Raw genomic sequence first — 21,809 nt, forward strand, 5'->3', positions numbered from 1 at the left:
CATTAGTCTTGATTATTAAGGGTATTAAATAATGACAACAGAGACACAGCGGACTCTCTATTTCTAGGATCTGTATGGAGCACGGGTGCCACCACATTATGCTGCATCAACATCACTCTTATTTCTTGTCCCAGTGCTGAAAGGCTATCTTTGTCAGCATCCTCGCAATGAGTGATACCAATGATACACGTGGTCTGATTTTTTTCTGGCGCAAAAAAGTGTAACAGCTTATCTAAATTGGCATAATCGGGTGTCTCGCCATATCTAATCAAAATGAGCAATCCCCATAGCGACTGATTGACGAACTCCCATAAAAAAGAAAAACGCTCTTGACCTGGCACACCGTAAATACCTAGTGCCATATCGTCAAACAGAGTGATGCGCCCATAATCGATGCCGACTGTCGTGTACTCTTTACCGATATCAATACTAGATTTTGCTTCTGTTTCGATGGGGCTTATCTCGCTTAGGGTTTTGACCAACTGAGTCTTTCCAGCACCTACTTCACCAATGATTGCTAGTTTCTGATAATTCAATTTTTTACCTCATTCCTAAGAATTTTTTGATCGCACCATAAAATTTGTTAGGCTTTTTCTCATTTACGGTTTGCTCATGTATCGGTGCTGCCTCTGTGACGCTCAATAAACCTAAACGATCGAACTCTCTGATAATCTGTGTGACTTGATGATGGCTGCCAAACTCACCACTGTCCGCTAGTGCATTAAACGAATAAGGCTTTTTAGTCAATTTGATACACAGGTTCATAATCATCTGCGGCTGGCTTTCATTGTTGAGATCAGGCCATGCCAGCAATCTTAAATCCTTACCTTCATAATACTTTTCAGGCACCGTATCAGATTTTTTTATATCAATAAACGGTTGAATACGTCTTTGTTGAGACTCATTAAAGCTGTTTAACACAGCGCTATTATTCTCAATGAACGCATTAAAAAAGTTGCCTTGATCCACAAAATCAAACACGCTCACAGCCCAATTATGAAAGCTGCGTTTGATCACGCGCACATCCAAAAACACCCAAAGATCTTCATGTCTAGGATCAGAAGCTATCTTACTCATTAACTTGTCTACTTCCAGATAAGGGCCTTCTAGCACTTGCAGATACTGACCGTCACGGTAAGAGATGATACCCGTAATTTGCGATTTTGGATTGTGCTTGCGAGAGACGCTAACGATGTCTGATAACCCAGTAGGCATTCGAATAGTGCGATCACTGATTGGCACTCTACTGACGTATGCAATACACTTCATTTTGCCACCACTTGATAAAACGGCTCACGCTCGTTAAGTTGTTACTACTGCCTATAAAATAATAATTCGCTATGTACAGTACGTACATAGCGAATTTGACCTTGTTGCCAGTCTTGTCTTATTTAAGGCGCGATAAGCAACAAGGAGAGTTTGATAAATCACTCATTTTTTGAACACGACCAACCGAATTATATCTCTAGTTTATTTTCTACGGCTTGTACCTTACGGCGGGCTAATGCAAGATTGGCTTTTGATTTATCAAGCACCAAATAAATAAACAAGTCTTCATGCTTGGCTGTAGGACGGATGATGTGCAGTTGAGATTCCAAGGTGATTAACATATCTTCGATTTCACCTTTGATATCTAATGATTTCATCGTTGCTACCTTCGCCTTTACCACTTGCGAGTTACCTGCTGCTGCAAGTTCTAAGTCAACGCCGCCGCCAGCCATACCAAGTACCATGCCTGACATGTAGTCGACGATACAGCCACCCATTGCACCATCAAGATTCATTAATTCTTGTAACGACTCATCGATATTTGACATACTTTTTCCTGTTTATTTGATTGTATTTACATGAAGTCATTCCATCACAGAAATGCCTTCGTAGTTTCAAGGTATGAAACTAAATTTAGCTTATTATTTACTATTTTTATTATTAGTATATCTTAACATACGATAAAAACTTATAAGATAATCATAACAATAAAATATCAATAACTAAGTATGTTTTTTGGTAAAAACGATATAGTCTATTGATAAACAAAGTCTACATACCGTAGCGGTGGTCATTATATTCCATATATCAGACTCGATGACGCTTGCCCCTAACCACTCATGAACAAAAAACGACCGTTGAGTAGGAAAAAATAAAAACATCGAATAGTCATGCGGATTTAAAGTTTAAAACCCCCACTCTTGACACTAAAATGCCATTGATCGTTGAGTCATTTCAAGCAAAAAAATAAGGAAAAACGATGCCCGATTTACTTATAAAAAATGCCCAATTACCCAATCATAAAAACTTGGTTAATATCAGTATAAACGGCGCTTATATTGAGAGCATTGACGACATTTCGGAAAAACCTGAACATGATGATGCGCCAAAAGCAATTTACGATGCTAAAGGTTACTTTGTCTGTGCAGGATTCTATGAGAGCCACATTCACCTTGATAAAGCCTGCATCCTTGATCGCTGTACTATAGAGCAAGGTGATTTAAACGAGGCTGTTGAAGAAACAGGTAAGGCTAAAAAGGATTTTACGGAAGTAGATGTGTTTAATCGTGCTTCACGAGTGATTGAGATGGCGATTAAAAAAGGCACCGTTGGTCTGCGCACCTTTGTTGAAACAGATTCAAAAACAGAGATGCGTGCCTTCAATGCCATCAAAAAAGCCCGCGACACCTATGCATTTGCCATCGATATAGAGATTTGCGCCTTTGCGCAATCAGGATTGACCAATGACCTGCATACTCATGAGCTACTAAAACTGGCATTGTCGCAAGGCGCTGATTTGGTTGGCGGATGTCCATACAAAGATGAGAATCCTCACAAGCATATTGAAATGGTGTTTGACTTGGCTGAGCAGTTTGACGTCGATGTTGATTTTCATCTGGATTTTGATCTGGATCCACAAGGCTCGAGCATTCCAAAATTGGTTGAAGAAACCATCAAGCGCCATTATCAAGGTCGCGTGTCTATTGGTCATGTGACTAAATTATCGGCGATGGACAAAGACAAACTTATGGAAATGGCTGCGTTACTGAAATTCGCTGACATTACCTTGACGGTGTTACCAGCCACCGACATATTTTTGAATGGACGTGATTATGATGTGCTCATTCCTAGAGGCATGGTCAACGCCAATGAGCTATTAGCAATGGGCATCAATACGACTATTTCTAGCAATAATATTTTAAATGCTTTCACGCCTTACGGTGATGCCTCACTAATTAGAATGGCAAATATGTATGCCAATATCACTCAATTAGCCAAAGATGAGCAGATAGCGGAGGTATTCGATATGATTAGCAAAAATGCAGCGAAGCTTTTGTCACGACAAACGGAGATTAAAGTAGGAGCACCGGCTACCTTAGTCATATTAGAAGCGAAAGACGCGGTAGAAGCGATTAGAATCAATTCACAAGCCATCGCAGGCTTTAAAAATGGCAAGCAAACTTTTTGCAATGAGGTCGCTCATATTTGCTTTTAATAACTTGAGTAACTTGAATACTCTTTAATTGAGCACATTCAGTCACTTGAAAGATACAGCCTATCAATGCGCCAGCACCTTTATCATGAAACATAGGCTTAAAACGATAAAAGCGTCACCCAACTATACATTGGATGACGCTTTTCATAACGGTTTTTCACTATTTACTATAGCTTTAACATCGTGGTTTAAATACCTTCATATGCAGATAAGCTTAGTCTAAGGTTTGCACACCGCCGCCATTCATAAATATGGTTTGACCACTGACCCACTCAGATAATGGTGCGGCAAAGTACAGCATAGCACCAGCGATATCATCAGCTTCACCCAAACGTTGAATCGGCGTATGCTCTAGCATTTTCTTTTCGATTTCTGGTGTCAGTACAGTTTTTAACGCATCAGTACGCGTGGCACCAGGGCCAACCGCATTGACACGTACCTCAGGGCCAAAATCATGTGCCAAGTTCGCCACCATATGATTGACAGCCGCTTTTGATCCTGCATAACCACTCATGTTCGGGCTTTTATTGATACTCGACATCGAAGTGGTAAATACAATCGAGCCATAACCCGACGCTTTCATGTGTGGCACGCATAATTGAGACAAGCGCCAGCCACTAAAAACATTCAACTCAAAGTCACGGCGAATATCATCGACCGATGCTGTGGCTGGGTTTTCACGACCACCGCCGCCGCCACCAGCATTATTGATTAAAATATTGACAGTGCCAAATTCAGCGACGACCTTATCTACCATAGCGACCAAATCTTCATCTTTTAAGATATTACATTCGACTGCCAAGCCTTTTACACCATAAGCTTCGATATCCTTGACCGCAGCCTTTGCATCTTCTAATTTTAAATCAGCAACAGCGATATTTGCCCCAGCTTGTGCTAGACGTAACGCCGTTGCTTTACCAATACCATTTGCACCACCCGTCACAATGGCGATTTTTCCTGCCAGATCAAATAATTCATTAAATGCTCTATGTTTGAATTGTTGCATAATTATTCCTTATCATCATCATGGATTATTTGTTGTTATATTCGTTTAAACGATCTATATAATTATGCATGATTGAACTGAGCCTAATGTATCAAATTCACCACCTTTTGTAACTTAGTTTCGGCGCTGCAACTTTTAGTAATCTATGTCGTTAATTCCGTCGATAGTAACTTGGAATGTCATCGAAATATTCTTAAGAAACAATGACAACCCTTAAAATCAGGACAAAAAAAAGCCTCACAATAAAGTGAGGCTTTGATGCTTTTTCAAGCCATATTTGGAGCGGGAAAAGAGATTCGAACTCTCGACCCCAACCTTGGCAAGGTTATGCTCTACCACTGAGCTATTCCCGCTGATTATCGAATTATTGTAGTGTTGTTAACAACAACTCCGTCTCGATAGGCTGGCTATTCTATCAGATATTCTAACCCTGTCAACCTTATTTTTAACGTTTATTTCCAATATTATGTCTTTAACTCGCTATTTATTGATGTAATTATCATAAATAATTGATTTAGAAATAATTATTTATTTTAAATAATATCAGTTATTTTTCAGAATAATGTTAAAAATCTAAAGCTCTGTCCTTGTAGGTAGTATCTCATTGCCTATGAGACTATTTTTTGACTGAGATTTATGCCGCCTATCAAGTTTATAGACGTTAATAGCGAAAAATAGATTTGTTGGTGTCAACGTCCCTCTCACTTACAATCCTACGCTGTATTGTTACTTTTCCTGCATTGGTTTTGCCTTAGTAACATTATTATACTTATGCCTAATGACAGTTCGGGTAAAATTTTACTGTTGAGGTCGCGTAGCAAGGCATAGGTAGAACATTAATAAAAAATTGCCTTACTTGCTGCTTTAACTCTTTATTCCACAAAAAAATTTAATACGAGTCATTTGAACGATAATCACTTTCACGACAACCGCTTTATTATTAATAGCCGCTTTGTTATTAACCGCCACTTTGTTCTATTTTACTTTTTATCATTTACAGCGAGGATGTTTATTATGAAAAAATTACTGACCAGCACCGTGATGGCCGCTTCATTGTCGGCACTAGCACTGACAGGTTGTACCAGTACCACCAGTACTGGTGCCGTTGGCGTTGACCGTCAGCAGCTATTACTGGTTTCTAGTGAGCAAGTTTTGCAGCTGTCTGCACAGAGTTATGCCAAAACGTTGCAAGAAGCAAAAGCGCGCGGCGTGTTAGATACCAATAAGGCTCAGCTTAATCGCTTAAAGAACATTGCTAATCGTTTGGTCGGTCAGGTCGGCGTCTACCGTCCAGATGCGGCGAAATGGCAATGGGAAGTGCATACGATCAAATCTAATGAGCTGAATGCTTTTGTGGTGCCGGGTGGCAAAATCATGTTCTACTCGGGTATCATTGACCGCCTGAATCTCACCGATGACGAGATTGCGGCCATTATGGGTCATGAGATGTCACATGCGCTGCGTGAGCACTCACGTGAACGTCTCTCACGCCAATATGCCACGCAGACTGGTATCGGCGTGGCTGCTAGCATCTTTGGACTGTCACAAGGTCAGGCTGAGCTAGCCAACGTCGCTGGTGATTTGGGTCTTAGCCGTCCGCACAGTCGCACACAAGAAGCTGAAGCCGATCAAATTGGTCTAGAGTTAATGGCACGTGCTGGCTATAATCCGCAAGCAGCAGTTACCTTATGGCAAAAAATGCAAAGCGCGAGTCAAGGTGAGCCACCGCAGTTCTTAAGTACTCACCCGACCAGCAGCAACCGTATTGCTCAATTGCAATCGTTAATGCCTAAAGTGATGCCGCTTTATCAAAAAGCGCGCCGCTAATGAAGTGATTTGATTTCATGCTTTGAGTAAATGGCTGTTACTTATAATAATTGTTACTTATAAAAGCAGAGTACAGGTTATCAATCGTGCTCTGCTTTTTTTATGCTGATAGCTAACAGGTACCGCTACTTGCCATGACCAGCTATTATGTATCGTCATTAAAGACAGTATGTTAAAAAGAATATCTTTCATTGCTATATTTTTTAAAAACAGGATAGCTCAAAAGTTTAATCGCTTACAGGCACATGCCACTTAATAGCAGGCTTTACCGCTAATAGCGTCTGCTATAATGGGCATTATTTGCAATTCACAAATTGCTAAGTATGATACCGCCAAGTACTATTAGGCAAAATATATGGAAAGATCATTATGAGTAAAACACCGACCGCTGATGCGCTCAATGCTGAGCTACAAGCGTTGCAGCCGCAACATATAGAATTGTTGAATGAGTCAATGAATCATTCTGGTTATTTTGATGGTAAAGAAAGCCATTTTAAGCTTACGATTGTTAGTGATGCTTTTGAAGGCAAAAGATTGGTCGCACGGCATCAGCTTGTATATGGACTGGCAAACTCCTTATTAACCTCGCAAGGTGGTCAAATCCATGCTTTAGCGATTCATGCTTACACCCCAATAGAATGGCAAGGTCAAAGCCCTGACAGTCCGTTATGTGCTGGACAAAACAAGGGCTAATAACGAACTATTGCGAAGATAGTGTTTTCCATACCATAATTATATGTAACCAGTAAGCGCTGAAACTGCACCTTTAAAGGAAATAATATCTCATGAAACATCTACATATGCTCATGGCTGTATTGCTCATTGCACTGTTTTTATATCAAAGCTATTTGGTATTAAGCTCAAACAAGCAAGCGCCACGCGTGGTCAAAATCTCTTCGCACATTCTCTATGCCCTCATTATTGTGTCAGGGGCAGTCATGCTAATGCAGCTGATGAGTGCCAATGCACCCATACAATGGGTATTCGCAAAAGTAATCTTACTCGTTGCGGCTATCAGTGCCAGTATCAAAGCGTTCAATAATAACGCCACATCTAGCCAAAGAAAAACCGGTATTCTTATTGCTGGAGCGGCATATCTGGGCATTGTGGTACTTGCCTTTGCTAAACCTGGCAACTTATCTTAATAAACATATCATATTTTGATTGCACAAATACTTATATTACTAGCATTAAAAATATTTAATAATTGCTATATTTTCAATATCTTAATCCCATTATTTTTGCTATCTTACATAAATACAATCGCCTCAACCTAGCCTAATGGAGCCACTATGAAAACTCTTACTGCAGCGACACTACTGGCGACAGCTGGCATTTTTGGTCTCTCAGGCTGTGCCTCGACGGGCAATGTCACGCCACAATATGTGCCGCCAAGCACGTATCAAAGTTACGATTGCCAAGCCCTTAGTCAAGAATATAACCGCGTCAATCGCTATGTCGACGCGGCGCGCAACGAGCAATCAACTTTATCCGCCTCAGGTGTCGGGGTTGGGGTTTCTGCGGGACGTTGGGGCATCTCCCCTAATATCAGTTTTGGCGTTGGCAAAAGCAACAATACCAAGGCGCGCGATGCAAAATTATCACGGCTCTACGGCGAGCGTGATGCCATCATTCAATCCGCCCGCATTCAGCGTTGTAGCTTTGCCAATGGTGTTAAGATTTATGGCGAGTAATCACTAATACTTAATTAAGCAGTATTGACTGGATAAGATCATTTAATTATGAATAACCTTCATACGCACTATGATACCTTAATGGTTTCTAGATATGCTTCTCCAGAAGTTATACGAGCTGCTTTTAAATCTTTATCTCAAAAATATCATCCGGATAAGAATAATCATCCAGATGCCGATCGTATCATGCAACAATTTAATGAGTCATATAAGATATTATCTGATCCTATAGAGCGTAGTAAATATGACAAATTATTAAATGAATATGCACGTAGCTCTAATGATAAAAATAAGTATGATCATGCTAGAACAAGCAACCATTCAGACAGAAAAAATAAAGTAGTCGTGATTAATATTCCAGACTCTGTATCGTTTAGTCGCTTAAAAGATTACTTAAGTCATTTTTCATCTAAAATAAAACCTTTATTAATCAAAGCATTTAAAATCATATTTTATATAGCTGTTTTAATATTTTTAATAAATATATTTTTCTCTTATATTGACGGCTCTAGTGAATATAATGCAGCAGAAGACTTAAGTGATGCACAAAGAGAAGTAGCAGATGCTATGCAAGAGTTAAATGAAGCTTCTGAAGACTACGAAGAGTATTCCTACCCAACTGATACATCAGAATATGTAGCTGCCCAAGCAGTTGCTGATGCTGAACGAGATATAGCTATAGCTGATGCTCAACCAATTGAGCAAGGAATGGCTGATATATCAGTTGATGAAGATTATATATCCAATAACGATATGTCCTCTTACAAAAATTATGCGCCTAATGGCGAACCCTACCCTGCTTCAGCAGGCTATGTAGCTGGCTACCCACGACTTAATAACAATGGCGCATCTATCCTTACTATCGACAACAGCAGAAATACTGAGGCTGTTTTCGGAAAACTTTACTATTTAGATGGCTCAAAACTTGAAGCTGTGCGTTACTTCTATATTCCAGGAGGTGGTGGACTCAACCTTCGTGACATCAGCCCTGGGAACTACGATGTTCGCTATAAGGATCTTCAGAATGGTTCTATATCTAAATCTGAGACTATTCTTATGGAAGAATATGAAGATTATGATAGTTTAAGATTTAGTGAAATAACTATGACATTATATAAAGTTTCAAACGGCAATATGCAAACTTATTCAATTCCAGAAAGTGAATTCTAGTTTCGCCTATATTAAATTCCAAAAAAAGCCAATACGCGATAAACGTATTGGCTTTTTGCTAGGTTCAATAAAGTCAGACTTATAAAGTAGCATTTATCGCACAAAAACTACTTCAAACTTTGTACCCACTGAACAATTTGATCGCTAGGTAATGCACCTGACTGCCGTGCTATCTCTCTACCATTTTTAAAAGCTACCATGGTTGGCAAACTGCGAATATTATAAGGTGCCGCCGCTTGCTCATATTTATCGGTTTGTATTTTGGCAAAAACCACTTGTGGCAGTTGCGCCGCTGCGGCTTTAAACTGCGGTGCCATCATTAGACACGGCTGACACCAACTCGCCCAAAAATCAACGATGGTCAAGACCTCATTTTTCTGAATGACTTTACGAACCGTTTGGGCGTTTAGTTCATGAGGACTCCTCGTTAATAACGGCTGACCACATTTGCCACAATTTGGCGCAGCACTAAGTTTGGCTGCTGGTATGCGGTTGGTTGCCTGACAATGTGGGCAGACCAGATGAGAGTTTTGCTCACTCATTATAAGACTCCTATACAAGTAGCATGGGTGTTGGTCGATCAAAGTATTCAACACCCATGCTTGATTATGTATTTATGACAATAAATCTAGCGATTTTTTAACGCTTGCAGGTATTCATCCCAAGCATTTTATACAAAGGACAAAAGCGGAAGAGTCCTGTGAGTAAAGGCACTAAGCCAATCACGCCCCACCAGCTTTGAAAATACAAACCCAAGCCGATAATCACAACACCCGCGATAATACGTAGTAAACGCTCTGTACTGCCGATATTAATTTCCATGGTTCAATCCTTAAGTGTGAAGGCTCAATGGTAAAGGAGTAATATAGCCATGTGTTTACGGTAAAGACTGGCATTATGATGGCTTATACTCGTATTGTGCTTACGTAACGTTAGGCATGTTTATAATGTTTGCTTCTTCTGATGTCTACTTATCCTGATATCTGTCTTATTGCCCAAGTACATTAATCGGTACTTTGAGATAACGGGTACCATTGTCTTCTGGCTCTGGGAAATGACCTGCATCGATGTTTACTTGTACCGATGGAATAATGAGACGCGGCATGTCAAGAGTGGCATCGCGGCGCTCACGCATTTGCACAAACTCTGCTTCATTGATGCCATCTTTGACATGGATATTGCCCAGTTTTTGTGCAGCGACAGTCGTGGTTGGACAGTGCTGACGACCCTTGCTTGGATAATCATGGCACAGATATATTATCGTATCTTCAGGGAGCGCAAGGAGCTTCTTGATTGAGTGGTACAGCGTCTTGGCATCCCCACCTGGAAAATCACAGCGAGCCGTCCCGACATCAGGAGCAAATAAAGTATCACCAACAAAGACCACGGTCTTTTCATCATCAGTAGCAATATAGGCCATATCTGCCGGCGTATGACCTGGTACATACATGACCGTAATAGTAATATTGCCAAGCGCCAAAGTATCGCCCTCATCCGTTAGAATATCGAACTGGCTGGCATCGGTGCGAAAGCTGGTATCAAAGTTGAATATTTGCTTAAATATTTTTTGCACTTCGGTGATATGTTGACCGATTACCAACTGCCCGCCAAGTGTGTCTTTGACATGTATCGCGGCGGATATATGGTCAGCATGCGCATGAGTCTCTATGATGTAAACCAGCTCCCAACCATGCTCGCGGACGAACCCTATCACCTCATCGACGCTAGTAGTACTCGTGCGCCCTGACTTAGCATCAAAATCCAACACAGGATCGATGATGGCACAGACTTGTTGTTGAACGTCCGCGAGTACGTGAGTATAAGTTTCTGTGTCGCTATGTAAGAATGAATGAACTTGCATGGCTACCTCTTTGCTTTTAGATGAATATTTTATTTTTTGATAAATTGTTCAGTATAATATGCACCGGCTTCAGCTTATCGTATTGACCGCCACATATTTATCAACGATGCATACCAATATAGCAACGATTTAACATTTTATCAATTTATATAATGTAAATAATGATAACTTGCTATCCGTGGCAATATCATTGATAATTAATCCTATCTTAGCTATTAATCCTAAATTTTTTATTATGTCTTATATAAGGAGCTTGCTCTGACTACTTCTACTTCAGCATTGAGCACCTCGACTACTAGCATTGATGATGCGTCATCTAGCGTAGCAGACTTTGCCCCTAAAGACCTTGCTGAGCAAATGCAGCAAGCGTCCATGCAAGCCAGCCAACTATTAAAGTCGCTTTCACATCCGGATCGCTTATTACTCTTATGTCAGTTGACTCAAGGAGAGTATTGCGTCAGCGAGCTTGAAAGCTTAGTCGGTGTTGGTCAGCCAAGCTTGTCACAGCAGCTTGGGATTCTACGCAAAGATGCGCTGGTGACGACCCGCCGCGAAGGTAAGCAAATTTATTATAGTATTGCCAGCGACGATGCCTTGGCGGTGTTACATTTGTTGTATGAACGCTTTTGTGCCAAAACTGACAGCTAGTTTGTTGGCTTGAGTTTTTAGCATCACTTGTTAGCGTCATTTTTCAGCATAACTTTATGAATTTAGCGCTTGGCTGTATTTAACCTTTTCTTTTATTCAATTTTTTCTACTATAGTCGGTTCAATATAGTTTAGATACTAGGAAGGCGAGCGAAAGTACTACAAATAGTAGACTAAGCGAGCCTGACACCGGATCTGATTTATATAGGATTGACTATATATTGTGATGACATATTGCTATGCCTTCTATCGCCGCTCGTCTGATTCCTGCTTGGTTGCGTCAATACCAGCTGTCTGCCTTGCCAACTGACGTTGTTGCTGGGTTGGTGGTTGGGGTGCTCGTCATTCCGCAAAGCTTAGGTTATGCGGTATTGGCAGGATTACCACCCGTCTATGGACTCTACGCGGCCATCGTTCCCGTGCTGGTCTATGCATGGATAGGCTCGAGTAATGTGCAAGCAGTAGGGCCTGTCGCTATTACTGCGATTATGACAGCCAGCAGCCTGCATCCTTATGCTACAGAGGGTACTCAGCAGTATATATTGATGGCAAGTTTGCTGTCATTGATGGTTGGTACAATGTTATGGCTAGCAGGGCGGCTCAAACTTGGCTGGATTATGCAGTTTATCAGTCGCGGCGTTTCAGCAGGCTTTATCAGTGGTGCAGCCGTATTAATTTTTATCAGTCAGCTTAAATATCTGACCGCGATTCCTATTGCGGGAAATAACTTAATCGGTTATCTATCAAGCATGCAAATTTATGCACGCCAGCTACATCCACTAACCTTAGTTATTGGCGTCATTGCTTTTGCACTGTTGGTGGCCAATCGCTACGGTAGCAAATGGCTATGGAAATCTTGGTTATCAGCGTCTTATGCCAAATGGGCTGAGCGACTGTTTCCGCTTATTTTGCTCGGTATTGCGATTGTTTTGAGCATCAGCTTACACTGGACCACGAACGGCGTGGCCACGATTGGGAATATTCCACAAGGCTTACCAACCTTTACTCTGCCCTATGTACCAGACTTCGATGAAGCGCTGAATTTATTACCTAGCGCAGGTTTGATGGCATTGATTATCTTTGTCTCTAGCAGCTCCGTCGCCAGCAACTATGCACGCCTGCGCGGTGAGGCTTTTAACGCCAATAGTGAGCTGACTGGACTGGGGCTTGCCAATATGGCAGGTGGGTTCTTTCAAAGCTTTACCGTCGCTGGTGGCTTTTCGCGCACCGCTATCAATGCCGACTCAGGTGCCAAAACACCAGTTGCAAGTTTAGTAACCGTGCTGGTCATGATTGCTGCTTTAATCGCTTTTGGCAATGTACTCGCACCACTTCCCTATGCTTTATTGGGTGCAACCATCATGGCATCGATCATCGGTCTCATTGATATGGCAACCTTGAAATCGGCATGGCAACGCGACCGTCTAGATGCAGCCAGCTTTTTGGCGGCATTCATCGGCGTATTGATATTTGGATTAAATACTGGCTTGGTAATTGGTTTGATGGTGTCGTTTGCTAGCCTCATTTGGCAATCGAGTAAACCGCACGTCGCTGTGGTTGGTCAGCTAGCTGGCACAGGGCATTTTCGCAATATAAACCGTCACGATGTGGTGACCTTTAGCAACTTATTGATGCTGCGTATCGATGAGAGCTTATTTTTTGGCAATAGTGAATCCGTCCATCGTAGGGTCATACAAGCCACTCAGCAATATCCAGAAGCACATGAGGTCATACTCATTATGTCAGCGGTCAATCACATTGACCTGACCGGACAAGAAATGCTTATCAGTCTTAATCAAGAGCTGTTGAACCAAAACAAACATTTAAACTTTAGCTTTATTAAAGGGCCAGTAATGGACATCATCGAGCATACTCCGGTCATTACCACCCTCTCAGGTCAAGTTTATTTAAGCACGATGGATGCGGTAAATGCGCTAAAGGATGTCTAATCGGTCTGTGAGACATATGTTGCTCAATCAAGCATAATTATTATTATGCTGTGACAAAATATAGATATGATAAAAGCTGTGTTATGCTAAATTGGTATAAGCCCTTAAAAAATACAGCCTTTAGAAGAGATACCTAAAGTACAGCCTTTATACAATGGCGCTTAGCTACAATACTATACCTACAAACGTCTTTTAATATATGCGACCGAAGCTACTTATGACCGATAATTTAACCATTTATAAGCAAATTTATCCAAGCCAATGCACCAAGATTGCTGAGCTTGGCTACCGCTCCGTGCTCAATATTCGTCCTGATGCCGAGACAGAAACGCAGCCCAATAGCGACGACTTTACCAGTGCGACGGCAAAAGCCAACCTTACTTATCATCATTTACCGTTTGATGATGAGCGCTTGAGCATGGAGACTGTCGAGCAATTTGCGGCGTTTTATCGCTCGATGCCTAAACCGATATTGATGTTTTGCGGGACAGGTGCACGTGCTAAATTGTTGTATCAAAGCGCATTGATGCAAGGTTTGTTATAACCATTACTATAAAAAAGCGATAGCGTTTACATACGGTCTCTTTAGAAAGTTGCCTATTAAGATTAGGCTAAGATTCTGTATCTTACACCACACACTTTATTTAATATGAAAAATAAAAAGGAGCTCTTATGAGCCATCAAATTAGTATTACTGGACAAATCACCCCTGATCAAGTACCTATGATTGCTGAAAATGGTTTTAAAACCATTATTAACAACCGTCCAGATGGTGAAGAGCCGAATCAACCGACCAGCGCTGAGATTGAGGCCGCTGCTAAAAAAGCAGGTCTTGCTTATAAAGAAGTGTCTTTCGCTGGTAATGAGCTTAATCAAAACCATGTCGAAGAATTTGCTGATTTCTTCAATCAAGCTGAACAGCCAATGCTAATTTTTTGCCGTACTGGCAACCGCTCAACAGGTATCTACGAAGCGGCAAAGCGTATGGATTTATTAGACGATTGATAGTGATTTAAATATAATTACTACTGCTGAAAAAACGCCCGTCCAAATTTTGGATGGGCATTTTTTATTGGAATTACTAAACTATAGACTGGTTAATTTTTAATATTGAGCACATAATAAAATACTACTTATACAGCTCAATAGGATTTTATGATGCAAAAACCGCTACTCATCATCGGCAATAAAAACTATTCGTCATGGTCATTGCGAGCTTGGCTACTACTCAAAGCTTTTAATATTAATTTTGATGAGCAACTGATTGAACTGTTTCATCCATCCGCGATACCCATTCTCGATGAGCATGCGCCAACAGGCAAAGTACCCGTTTTAGTCTATGGTGAAAATGACGAAAAGGTCACAGTTTGGGACACCTTAGCGATTGCCATGCATATCAATGATTATTTTACCAACGTAGATGTTTGGACAGGACTGAGTAGGTCTGAGACTAAAAGTAATACTAGCATCAGAATAAATAGCGCCTATTGCCAAAGTATCGTCGCTGAAATGCATTCAGGGCTGATGGGCATTCGTAGTGACATGCCGATGAACATTCGAGCCATAGCAAAAATACAACCCAGCGCTGCATGTTTAAAGGACATTGCTCGTATCGAAGAGATTTTTGCAGATTGTTTAAAAAGTCGCTCAACAGACAGCTATTTGTTTGGTCCATTCACGGCTGCCGATGCTTTTTTCGCACCAGTTATTCTACGTTTGCAAACGTATGCCGATGCCTCTGACATAGTATTAAAGCCAACGACCAAACAGTATTGTGAGACGATGTTAAACAATCCCCATCTACAGGCTTGGCGGGAGGCAGCACTTGAAGAAACTCGCGTAATTAAAGAAGATGAAGCAGGTGAGATACTTTCGGTGGTTGGGGTGTTGGCTGACCAAAGGTGAATCATTGAAAACGAGCCTAATAATTATCTTTTAAAGGATATTCATTAGGCTCTATATAGCCTTTGTTTTTTTGATAATTAATACGATAAGTAGCGTTATGATATTTCTTGCCTTTCACAAATCCATTGAGTGTTATTTCTAAAGGATAAAATCCATTAACCGTTTTACGACTATCGATGGCAAAAGTAGTTTTGGTATTATCGCACTCTGACATATTCTCTTCACATTTCCCAACGTCTTCATTGTTATGATCCATGCCTATCCAACTTTCTTTGATACCTCCTCCATCGGGTATTAATATGACAAGGTAATCGTTGTAGTACCCTTGGATTGCGTTGCTATGCTTATTTAAAAAACCCCATGCATTCGGTCCGAACTTCTGTAAACGCCATTTAGAAAGACCAAAACCAAAACTTCCAGCGGTCATGGTAGGATTTGCTGACTCTACTTGCCAGCTACTACCTTGTGGTTTCAATACAAGCATACCGACCAAACCACTGTCAAAGCGAGTGTCGGTATACTCCAACGCTTCACCATCCTCATTAAAACTAGCGTTACCTTTCACCACTATATATAAACGTTTACCTTTATCAGTCTCTAATACTCGTTGTCTATCGATTTCAATACAATAGCCCGTAAACTCCCGTTCTCCAGTTAAACCATTATAAGGCCCTGAGGGTGCAATGATACCTTGGCACTGTTGAGCCTTATTATAGATAGGATAGTATTCTTTAATAATCTCATTAACGCTTTTTGCCGATACAACATTTGATAAGCTCATAAGCGTAATCGCACCAACAATGCTTAAAGTTATTTGTGATAGTTTGAAGTTTGTCATACTTTATCTTTTCCTAAACGCTTAACGGTTATTTTTGCGACAGCTGCAGCGTGATGTACATTACGATATAAACAATAAAGTCGACACTTAAAAACTGACATCTTTCATTGGATAATCATTAGGTACTTGATACCCTAATCGGGGCTGATATTTAATAATATAGACTTTATTTTTATATACCTTATCATCCTCAAAACCGTTTAGCGTAATCTCTAATGGATAAAAACCATTAATTATCATCTTCTTATCAACGCCTAGCTTAGCCTTTAAAAGTGTACAAGTACTGGCATCAGGATTGCTACAACCTCCTGCTGACCCAGATCCTCCATTAGAATGTTCATACTTGGCTTCTACCCAGCTTCTTCTAATATTACTCTTGTCTGGCGTAAGTAACACAAAAGCCGAGCCTGAATGAACCCAATGCGAATCACTATGAACATTAATAAATCCCCATTTATCAGGGGCAACTTGTATCAGCTTCCAGTCTTTTAGACCTTTACCAGAAGCACCTGCATTCATCGCTGGATTGGCAGATTCTACTTCCCAGCCTGAACCTTGTGGCTTTAGAACAAACATGCCTACTAGACCAGAAAAGACGTGTGCTCCATACGCTTCGCTACCATCTTCATTAAAACCGATGTCGCCAATGACCGATATATATAACCTTGTACCCTGCTTGGCTTGTACCTTTAATTGTCTATCAATTTTAATACAGTAACCGTTTTGATAAAGTATGCCTTCGCCATCTGATGAACCGTTATTAGCCATAATACCTCGACACTGCTTTGTCTCATTATAGATGGGATAGTATTCATTCAGAATCTCATTGACGGTTTGCCCTGCATAAGCATTGGTTACACTGAATAGTACAAATATAAAAGCTAGGCATTTAGCCCAATAATTATTTTTGCGAATTGCATATTTATTTTTCACTATTAAGGTTCTCGTAAAATATTAACGAACATAAGTTAATTTATAATTTTTTACAAGTAGTATATCAGCACCCATAAAAAAACCACCTCAAAAGAGGTGGCTTGTTAGACTAAATTTAGCGTGAAATAACTTACTGCATAACCAAGTACTCGAACGCTGACAGTGCAGCTTTTGAACCCTCGCCCATCGCAATGTTAATTTGCTTAAATGGCACAGTGGTCACGTCACCACAAGCAAAGATACCTTTACGATCAGTACGGCAGCGCTCATCAATCTCAATCTCGCCAAAACGGTTCAAATCAACAAAGCCTTTGACAAACGCAGAGTTCGGTACTAGACCAATCTGTACAAACACCCCTGCCAAGTCACGCTCATGAGTATCACCTGTACTGCGATCTTGATACACGATCGAAGTCACTTTACCATCAGTCGCTTTAATTTCTTGCGTCGCTGCGCCAGTGATAAATTCGATATTGGCTTTTTCTTTGGCTTTGTTAATCAATACCTGATCCGCTTTTAAATCATCCGCGAACTCAAGCACAGTCACATGCTTCACGATACCAGCAAGATCTAATGCCGCTTCGATACCAGAGTTACCACCACCAACGACAGCAATGTCTTTACCCTTAAAGAATGGGCCGTCACAGTGCGCACAGAAAGCCACGCCTTTACCGATGTTCTCTTCTTCACCCGGAACACCAAGCTTACGCCACTGAGCACCCGTCGCTAAGATAATACTGCGTGTCTCAAACGTCTCACCCGTGTTTAGATGAATGCGATAGTTTTCATCTTCTGTCTCACTAATTTCTTTGACGCTGACATGCTCTTTTAAAGTAATATCGTATTCGCGTAAATGTTTTTCAAAGTTCGCTGATAGCTCAGTACCCGTGGTTAAAGGCACAGAAATCAAGTTTTCGATATCCTGCGTGTCTTTCACCTGTCCGCCGATACGATCAGCAACCATCGTCACTTTTAAGCCTTTACGAGCGGTATAAATCGCAGCGGCAACACCAGCTGGACCTGCACCAATAATCGTCACATCTTGCTGCTCTAACTGCTCAGCATCGTCATCAGCTTCTGCTAACAAGTCAGGAAACTGCTCTTGCAACTTTCCAATCAATTTTGCCGTGTCGATGAGACCATTGGCAAACGGTTTACCATTTAAGAATACCGCTGGTACACCTTGGATGTTATTAACATCAACCTGCTCTTGGAATAGAGCACCATCAATCATCTCGTTGCTAATGCCATCGTTCAATAGTGCAAACTGGTTGAGCGCTTGTACCACTTCTGGGCAACTGTGGCAAGATAGCGACACGTAAGTTTGAAACTGTAGTGGCTTATTAAAACGCTTAATCAGCTTTTGAATACTTTCATCCAATTTTAGCGTATGACCACCCGCTTGCAAAATAGCCAAAATCAGCGAGGTAAATTCATGACCACCAGGGATACCACTAAAAACAATACCCGTATCAGTCAATGCACCATCGACATGACTGACTACTTTAAAGCTAATTGGACTTGGTAAGCTATCATCAGTTGCTGTTGCATCAAAATTGATTTTATCTGTGGTGCCAGCGATTTTAGTCAAAAAATCAATCAACTCAGCACGCTTACTATGTTCGCCACTACCCAATACGAAGGTAATTGGACGAGTCATCTTTTCACTGTAACTTTTGATGGCATCTAATAAACTTTTATCTATCATGTTTGTTCCTCATCATTACTGGATATGTAACGGCAACTGTCATGTTGCTCGTTCAAATATAGACTATTTGGTATTAATAATTTTATCTAAAATATTATAGGCCATAAGTTTATGCCCTTTGATGTCTCTATTATCATAGGTTCTGAGGGTTTCGGCAAGCTGAGAAACTCAAATCTTATGTTTTATAAAACCAATCATTAATTATCATTTATAATTAAATTTCAATTTACATACAGATTATTATCATGGTAACAAGGCTGTTTTTTCGCTACAATCAAATGAGGCTAATAGGAAAAACTCTTATTTCCCTCGTTGCAGATTGTCTTTTATGCAAGTTTATCAAAGACGCTTTCTGCTACTATTAGGTCTTATCCATATTGAGCTAAATAGTGTTTTGGCTTAATAAAATCAAGTCTCAAAATCATAGCAATTCATCAAAACAATCTTACGACCATGCGCGGATGCTTACTGCAAGCTTGCGCTTCATAACAAGGATGACAACATGAGAAAGACTGATACATGGCAAGATAACAAAGACATTATTGCTGAGCTTAAGCTAAAAGACAGTCATTTTGCGACGATCTTTGATGAGCATACCCAGCTAGATCAGCAGATTAATCAGTTGGATAAAAACTTGGTGACACACACCAGTCGCGATGAAGAAATTGAACTGATGAAACGACGAAAACTGCATTTAAAAGATGAGATTTATAAGATAATTGATAAAAATAAACTACAATCTCATGCTTAGCGCTTCACTTATTATCACGATGCATGAATAAAAACACTTATTGTCAAATAACATAAAAAGACCCCATCAACTTATGCTGATGGGGTCTTCATTTATAATGCTGATTTAACTCAAAGTAGGATATACAGCACTACAAATATCTAAAGTATTGAGCCAGTTCGTTAAATCAAGAGCTAGATTTTACCAACAAGATCAAGACTTGGTTTTAGCGTTTCTTGACCAGCTTCCCAAGCTGCTGGGCAAACTTCGCCATCGTTTTCACGAACATATTGGGCTGCTTTTACTTTACGTAGCATGTCTTTTGCACTACGGCCAATACCACCAGCATGAATCTCAGCAACTTGAATCAAGCCGTCTGGATCAACTAGGAATGTACCGCGTTCAGCCAAACCTGCTTCTTCGATCATGACGTTAAAGCCACGAGTGATACGGCCAGTAGGATCACCGATCATTGGATACTGTACTTTGCCGATCGCTTCTGAAGAATCATGCCATGCTTTATGCGTGAAATGAGTATCAGTAGATACTGAGTATACTTCTACGCCCAAACCTTTAAGCTCGTCGTAATGAGCCGCCATGTCTTCAAGTTCAGTTGGGCAAACAAAGGTAAAGTCAGCTGGGTAGAATAAAAAGATTGCCCAGTTGCCTTTTACGTCTTCTGAAGTGATGGTTTTGAATTCACCATTAACGTACGCATCAGCTGAAAATTCTGGGATTTCTTGATTGATAATAGACGCCATGATTGGCTCCTTTATAGTTGATTGATAGTTAAGTTGATTAAAATTTCTTGGTATGATTGTTTCTATTAAGCCTTTTATTAAGCCTTTACTGCTTTGGGCTACCTGACAAACTATACGCGAATTCTATCGTTAATCCAGTTAAAAGTTTTTAATGTGATGTTTTGTTTTATTAAACTTGTTAAACTATTCTCTCTACTTTTTATCATCAGTGCATTATGCATCAGCCACTATAGAGCATCCGTCAGTCACTATACAGCCGTTAGGTTACGTTAAGATGACATCGAGTTTGGATATCGAATTGGTACACCAAATGAATCAGCATAATATATCACGTTAAAAACCCATTAATAGAGAGGTTTTATGATTACTTTACGTCAACTTGAGTTTGCTTTAGCAGTGGCCAAGCACCGTCACTTCAAACGTGCAGCAGAAGACTGTAATATCTCGCAATCGGCACTGAGTTTGGGTATTGCCGAGTTAGAAAAGCAACTGGATACGCAGATTTTTGAGCGTAACAATAAGCAAGTATTGATTACCCCTATTGGTGAAGACATTTTAACGCGGGCGCAGCGAGTTTTTTCTGAAGTCAATGATTTGACCACACGCGCCCATAGCCATCAATCGCCGCTGGCGTATCCGATGACTGTCGGTATCATTCCAACGATTGCGCCTTATCTGTTGCCAAAAGTCTTACCTGCCCTACGAGCCAATTATCCAGAATTTCGTATGACCATCGTTGAGCAACAAACGGAGCGTTTGCTAGAGCAAGTGCGTTACGGTCATATTGATACGGCTATTATTGCGCTGCCTTATGCGGTCGATGGTTTGCACAGCTTTGAATTTTGGAGCGAAGATTTCTTTGCCGTATTCCCAAAAGATGATGTGCATGCCAAGCTTGAAACCATCAACGCGGATGAGCTGGCTACCGCCAATCTTATGCTGCTCGGCGAAGGGCATTGCTTGACCGATCAGACGCTGTCTGTCTGTCATTTTGACCGTGCACAGATGAAGTCAAGCTTTTCAGATGCCAGTCTAAACACCCTTATACAGATGGCACTTGCCAATATGGGGACGACATTGGTGCCAGAAATGGCATTGGATCAGCTGCATCTGCAAAACCAAAATGCCGTCGCGATACCACTCGCTGAGAAAGGACCGCATCGTCATATTGCCTTTGTCACCCGTTTGAACTATGCCCGTGTCGATGACGTCAACTTATTGGGTAAAGTGTTTAAGCAAGCCTTTGAAGATACTGCTAATAAAGAATAATCTGTTGGTTGTAAATTGCCAGCAGTT

General features: G+C 40.8%; 24 protein-coding genes and 1 tRNA gene. 13 read left to right on the forward strand and 12 right to left on the reverse strand.

Translation table 11 applies throughout. The features are described from left to right. Nucleotides 1–2: 2 nt before the first annotated feature. From JMW64_RS11205 to JMW64_RS11215, 3 genes are all read right to left on the reverse strand, one after another. Entirely contained in the window at nt 3–536 is a 534-nt protein-coding gene (locus JMW64_RS11205; RefSeq protein ID WP_201554735.1) for a GTP-binding protein, read from the reverse strand. A 4-nt stretch (nt 537–540) separates the two neighbouring features. Beyond that, nucleotides 541–1,269, reverse strand: coding sequence for a BLUF domain-containing protein (locus JMW64_RS11210; protein ID WP_201554737.1), 729 nt, complete (start codon nt 1,267–1,269; stop codon nt 541–543). A 188-nt stretch (nt 1,270–1,457) separates the two neighbouring features. Continuing rightward, on the reverse strand, nt 1,458–1,817 hold the full coding sequence (locus JMW64_RS11215; RefSeq protein ID WP_109591771.1) for a hypothetical protein: 360 nt from the start codon (nt 1,815–1,817) through the stop codon (nt 1,458–1,460). Nucleotides 1,818–2,248: 431 nt separating this feature from the next. Between JMW64_RS11215 and JMW64_RS11220 the strand changes: the two genes are divergently transcribed. Further along, nucleotides 2,249–3,484: an amidohydrolase family protein gene (locus JMW64_RS11220; protein ID WP_201554739.1), complete on the forward strand. Its 1,236-nt coding sequence runs from the start codon at nt 2,249–2,251 to the stop codon at nt 3,482–3,484. A 214-nt stretch (nt 3,485–3,698) separates the two neighbouring features. Here the strand turns inward: JMW64_RS11220 and JMW64_RS11225 are convergent, their stop codons facing one another. Next, nucleotides 3,699–4,490: an SDR family oxidoreductase gene (locus JMW64_RS11225; protein WP_201554741.1), complete on the reverse strand. Its 792-nt coding sequence runs from the start codon at nt 4,488–4,490 to the stop codon at nt 3,699–3,701. A 278-nt stretch (nt 4,491–4,768) separates the two neighbouring features. Then, a tRNA-Gly gene (locus JMW64_RS11230) sits at nt 4,769–4,843 on the reverse strand. A gap of 661 nt (nt 4,844–5,504) precedes the next feature. Here JMW64_RS11230 and JMW64_RS11235 point away from each other — a divergent pair. The 5 genes from JMW64_RS11235 to JMW64_RS11255 all read left to right on the forward strand — a co-directional run bounded on the left by JMW64_RS11235 (nt 5,505) and on the right by JMW64_RS11255 (nt 9,181). Further along, nucleotides 5,505–6,317, forward strand: coding sequence for a M48 family metallopeptidase (locus tag JMW64_RS11235; protein WP_045453551.1), 813 nt, complete (start codon nt 5,505–5,507; stop codon nt 6,315–6,317). A gap of 369 nt (nt 6,318–6,686) precedes the next feature. Next, nucleotides 6,687–7,010 (forward strand): BolA family protein, encoded by a 324-nt coding sequence (locus JMW64_RS11240; protein WP_055124744.1) that lies wholly within the window; start codon nt 6,687–6,689, stop codon nt 7,008–7,010. Between the two features lie 92 nt (nt 7,011–7,102). Continuing rightward, nucleotides 7,103–7,462, forward strand: coding sequence for a SirB2 family protein (locus JMW64_RS11245; protein WP_201554742.1), 360 nt, complete (start codon nt 7,103–7,105; stop codon nt 7,460–7,462). A gap of 147 nt (nt 7,463–7,609) precedes the next feature. Next, entirely contained in the window at nt 7,610–8,011 is a 402-nt protein-coding gene (locus JMW64_RS11250; protein WP_060491793.1) for a hypothetical protein, read from the forward strand. Between the two features lie 48 nt (nt 8,012–8,059). Next, complete coding sequence (locus JMW64_RS11255) at nt 8,060–9,181, forward strand: J domain-containing protein (RefSeq protein WP_201554743.1); 1,122 nt, start codon at nt 8,060–8,062, stop codon at nt 9,179–9,181. Between the two features lie 107 nt (nt 9,182–9,288). On the opposite strand, the gene trxA is transcribed toward JMW64_RS11255, so the two are convergent. From trxA to JMW64_RS11270, 3 genes are all read right to left on the reverse strand, one after another. After that, a complete protein-coding gene (gene trxA, locus JMW64_RS11260) occupies nt 9,289–9,723 on the reverse strand; it encodes a thioredoxin (RefSeq protein WP_201554744.1) in 435 nt (144 codons plus the stop codon). 97 nt (nt 9,724–9,820) lie between these two features. Beyond that, nucleotides 9,821–10,003 (reverse strand): YgaP family membrane protein, encoded by a 183-nt coding sequence (locus tag JMW64_RS11265; RefSeq protein WP_045444095.1) that lies wholly within the window; start codon nt 10,001–10,003, stop codon nt 9,821–9,823. A 166-nt stretch (nt 10,004–10,169) separates the two neighbouring features. Then, on the reverse strand, nt 10,170–11,042 hold the full coding sequence (locus tag JMW64_RS11270) for an MBL fold metallo-hydrolase (protein WP_055124748.1): 873 nt from the start codon (nt 11,040–11,042) through the stop codon (nt 10,170–10,172). A gap of 279 nt (nt 11,043–11,321) precedes the next feature. On the opposite strand from JMW64_RS11270, the gene JMW64_RS11275 reads away from it, so the two are divergent. The 5 genes from JMW64_RS11275 (at nt 11,322) to JMW64_RS11295 (ending at nt 15,543) form a co-directional block, all read left to right on the forward strand. Then, nucleotides 11,322–11,690, forward strand: coding sequence for an ArsR/SmtB family transcription factor (locus JMW64_RS11275; RefSeq protein ID WP_319020723.1), 369 nt, complete (start codon nt 11,322–11,324; stop codon nt 11,688–11,690). 238 nt (nt 11,691–11,928) lie between these two features. Continuing rightward, entirely contained in the window at nt 11,929–13,638 is a 1,710-nt protein-coding gene (locus JMW64_RS11280) for a SulP family inorganic anion transporter (RefSeq protein ID WP_201554745.1), read from the forward strand. A 217-nt stretch (nt 13,639–13,855) separates the two neighbouring features. After that, entirely contained in the window at nt 13,856–14,182 is a 327-nt protein-coding gene (locus tag JMW64_RS11285; protein ID WP_201554746.1) for a beta-lactamase hydrolase domain-containing protein, read from the forward strand. Between the two features lie 128 nt (nt 14,183–14,310). Then, a complete protein-coding gene (locus JMW64_RS11290) occupies nt 14,311–14,643 on the forward strand; it encodes a TIGR01244 family sulfur transferase (protein WP_201554747.1) in 333 nt (110 codons plus the stop codon). Between the two features lie 150 nt (nt 14,644–14,793). Beyond that, a complete protein-coding gene (locus JMW64_RS11295) occupies nt 14,794–15,543 on the forward strand; it encodes a glutathione S-transferase family protein (protein ID WP_227694193.1) in 750 nt (249 codons plus the stop codon). A 16-nt stretch (nt 15,544–15,559) separates the two neighbouring features. Here JMW64_RS11295 and JMW64_RS11300 read toward each other — a convergent pair whose 3' ends face one another. The 3 genes from JMW64_RS11300 to ahpF all read right to left on the reverse strand — a co-directional run bounded on the left by JMW64_RS11300 (nt 15,560) and on the right by ahpF (nt 19,022). Then, the gene (locus JMW64_RS11300) at nt 15,560–16,381 is read right to left on the reverse strand and encodes a hypothetical protein (protein ID WP_201554748.1); all 822 of its coding nucleotides are present in this window, start codon (nt 16,379–16,381) and stop codon (nt 15,560–15,562) included. A gap of 87 nt (nt 16,382–16,468) precedes the next feature. Beyond that, complete coding sequence (locus JMW64_RS11305; RefSeq protein WP_201554750.1) at nt 16,469–17,314, reverse strand: hypothetical protein; 846 nt, start codon at nt 17,312–17,314, stop codon at nt 16,469–16,471. Nucleotides 17,315–17,444: 130 nt separating this feature from the next. Then, nucleotides 17,445–19,022, reverse strand: coding sequence for an alkyl hydroperoxide reductase subunit F (gene ahpF / locus JMW64_RS11310; RefSeq protein ID WP_201554752.1), 1,578 nt, complete (start codon nt 19,020–19,022; stop codon nt 17,445–17,447). 502 nt (nt 19,023–19,524) lie between these two features. Here ahpF and JMW64_RS11315 point away from each other — a divergent pair. After that, on the forward strand, nt 19,525–19,773 hold the full coding sequence (locus tag JMW64_RS11315; protein ID WP_045444089.1) for a YdcH family protein: 249 nt from the start codon (nt 19,525–19,527) through the stop codon (nt 19,771–19,773). 173 nt (nt 19,774–19,946) lie between these two features. Here JMW64_RS11315 and ahpC read toward each other — a convergent pair whose 3' ends face one another. After that, nucleotides 19,947–20,513: an alkyl hydroperoxide reductase subunit C gene (ahpC, locus tag JMW64_RS11320; RefSeq protein WP_045453533.1), complete on the reverse strand. Its 567-nt coding sequence runs from the start codon at nt 20,511–20,513 to the stop codon at nt 19,947–19,949. Nucleotides 20,514–20,873: 360 nt separating this feature from the next. Here ahpC and JMW64_RS11325 point away from each other — a divergent pair, with 360 nt between their 5' ends. After that, nucleotides 20,874–21,782 (forward strand): hydrogen peroxide-inducible genes activator, encoded by a 909-nt coding sequence (locus JMW64_RS11325; RefSeq protein ID WP_109591797.1) that lies wholly within the window; start codon nt 20,874–20,876, stop codon nt 21,780–21,782. Nucleotides 21,783–21,809: the final 27 nt, after the last annotated feature.

Source organism: Psychrobacter immobilis (genome assembly GCF_904846065.1).
In the GTDB taxonomy this organism is placed as follows: Bacteria; Pseudomonadota; Gammaproteobacteria; order Pseudomonadales; family Moraxellaceae; genus Psychrobacter; species Psychrobacter immobilis_H.

Coding starts and splice junctions, on each gene's coding strand:
- JMW64_RS11280 (WP_201554745.1), top strand. CDS start 11,929: ATGCCTTCTATCGCCGCTCGTCTGATTCCTGCTTGGTTGCGTCAATAC.
- trxA (WP_201554744.1), bottom strand. CDS start 9,723: ATGAGTGAGCAAAACTCTCATCTGGTCTGCCCACATTGTCAGGCAACC.
- JMW64_RS11300 (WP_201554748.1), bottom strand. CDS start 16,381: ATGACAAACTTCAAACTATCACAAATAACTTTAAGCATTGTTGGTGCG.
- JMW64_RS11245 (WP_201554742.1), top strand. CDS start 7,103: ATGAAACATCTACATATGCTCATGGCTGTATTGCTCATTGCACTGTTT.
- JMW64_RS11210 (WP_201554737.1), bottom strand. CDS start 1,269: ATGAAGTGTATTGCATACGTCAGTAGAGTGCCAATCAGTGATCGCACT.
- ahpC (WP_045453533.1), bottom strand. CDS start 20,513: ATGGCGTCTATTATCAATCAAGAAATCCCAGAATTTTCAGCTGATGCG.
- JMW64_RS11240 (WP_055124744.1), top strand. CDS start 6,687: ATGAGTAAAACACCGACCGCTGATGCGCTCAATGCTGAGCTACAAGCG.
- JMW64_RS11325 (WP_109591797.1), top strand. CDS start 20,874: ATGATTACTTTACGTCAACTTGAGTTTGCTTTAGCAGTGGCCAAGCAC.
- ahpF (WP_201554752.1), bottom strand. CDS start 19,022: ATGATAGATAAAAGTTTATTAGATGCCATCAAAAGTTACAGTGAAAAG.
- JMW64_RS11225 (WP_201554741.1), bottom strand. CDS start 4,490: ATGCAACAATTCAAACATAGAGCATTTAATGAATTATTTGATCTGGCA.
- JMW64_RS11250 (WP_060491793.1), top strand. CDS start 7,610: ATGAAAACTCTTACTGCAGCGACACTACTGGCGACAGCTGGCATTTTT.
- JMW64_RS11295 (WP_227694193.1), top strand. CDS start 14,794: ATGATGCAAAAACCGCTACTCATCATCGGCAATAAAAACTATTCGTCA.
- JMW64_RS11315 (WP_045444089.1), top strand. CDS start 19,525: ATGAGAAAGACTGATACATGGCAAGATAACAAAGACATTATTGCTGAG.
- JMW64_RS11285 (WP_201554746.1), top strand. CDS start 13,856: ATGACCGATAATTTAACCATTTATAAGCAAATTTATCCAAGCCAATGC.
- JMW64_RS11235 (WP_045453551.1), top strand. CDS start 5,505: ATGAAAAAATTACTGACCAGCACCGTGATGGCCGCTTCATTGTCGGCA.
- JMW64_RS11220 (WP_201554739.1), top strand. CDS start 2,249: ATGCCCGATTTACTTATAAAAAATGCCCAATTACCCAATCATAAAAAC.
- JMW64_RS11215 (WP_109591771.1), bottom strand. CDS start 1,817: ATGTCAAATATCGATGAGTCGTTACAAGAATTAATGAATCTTGATGGT.
- JMW64_RS11270 (WP_055124748.1), bottom strand. CDS start 11,042: ATGCAAGTTCATTCATTCTTACATAGCGACACAGAAACTTATACTCAC.
- JMW64_RS11265 (WP_045444095.1), bottom strand. CDS start 10,003: ATGGAAATTAATATCGGCAGTACAGAGCGTTTACTACGTATTATCGCG.
- JMW64_RS11290 (WP_201554747.1), top strand. CDS start 14,311: ATGAGCCATCAAATTAGTATTACTGGACAAATCACCCCTGATCAAGTA.
- JMW64_RS11255 (WP_201554743.1), top strand. CDS start 8,060: ATGAATAACCTTCATACGCACTATGATACCTTAATGGTTTCTAGATAT.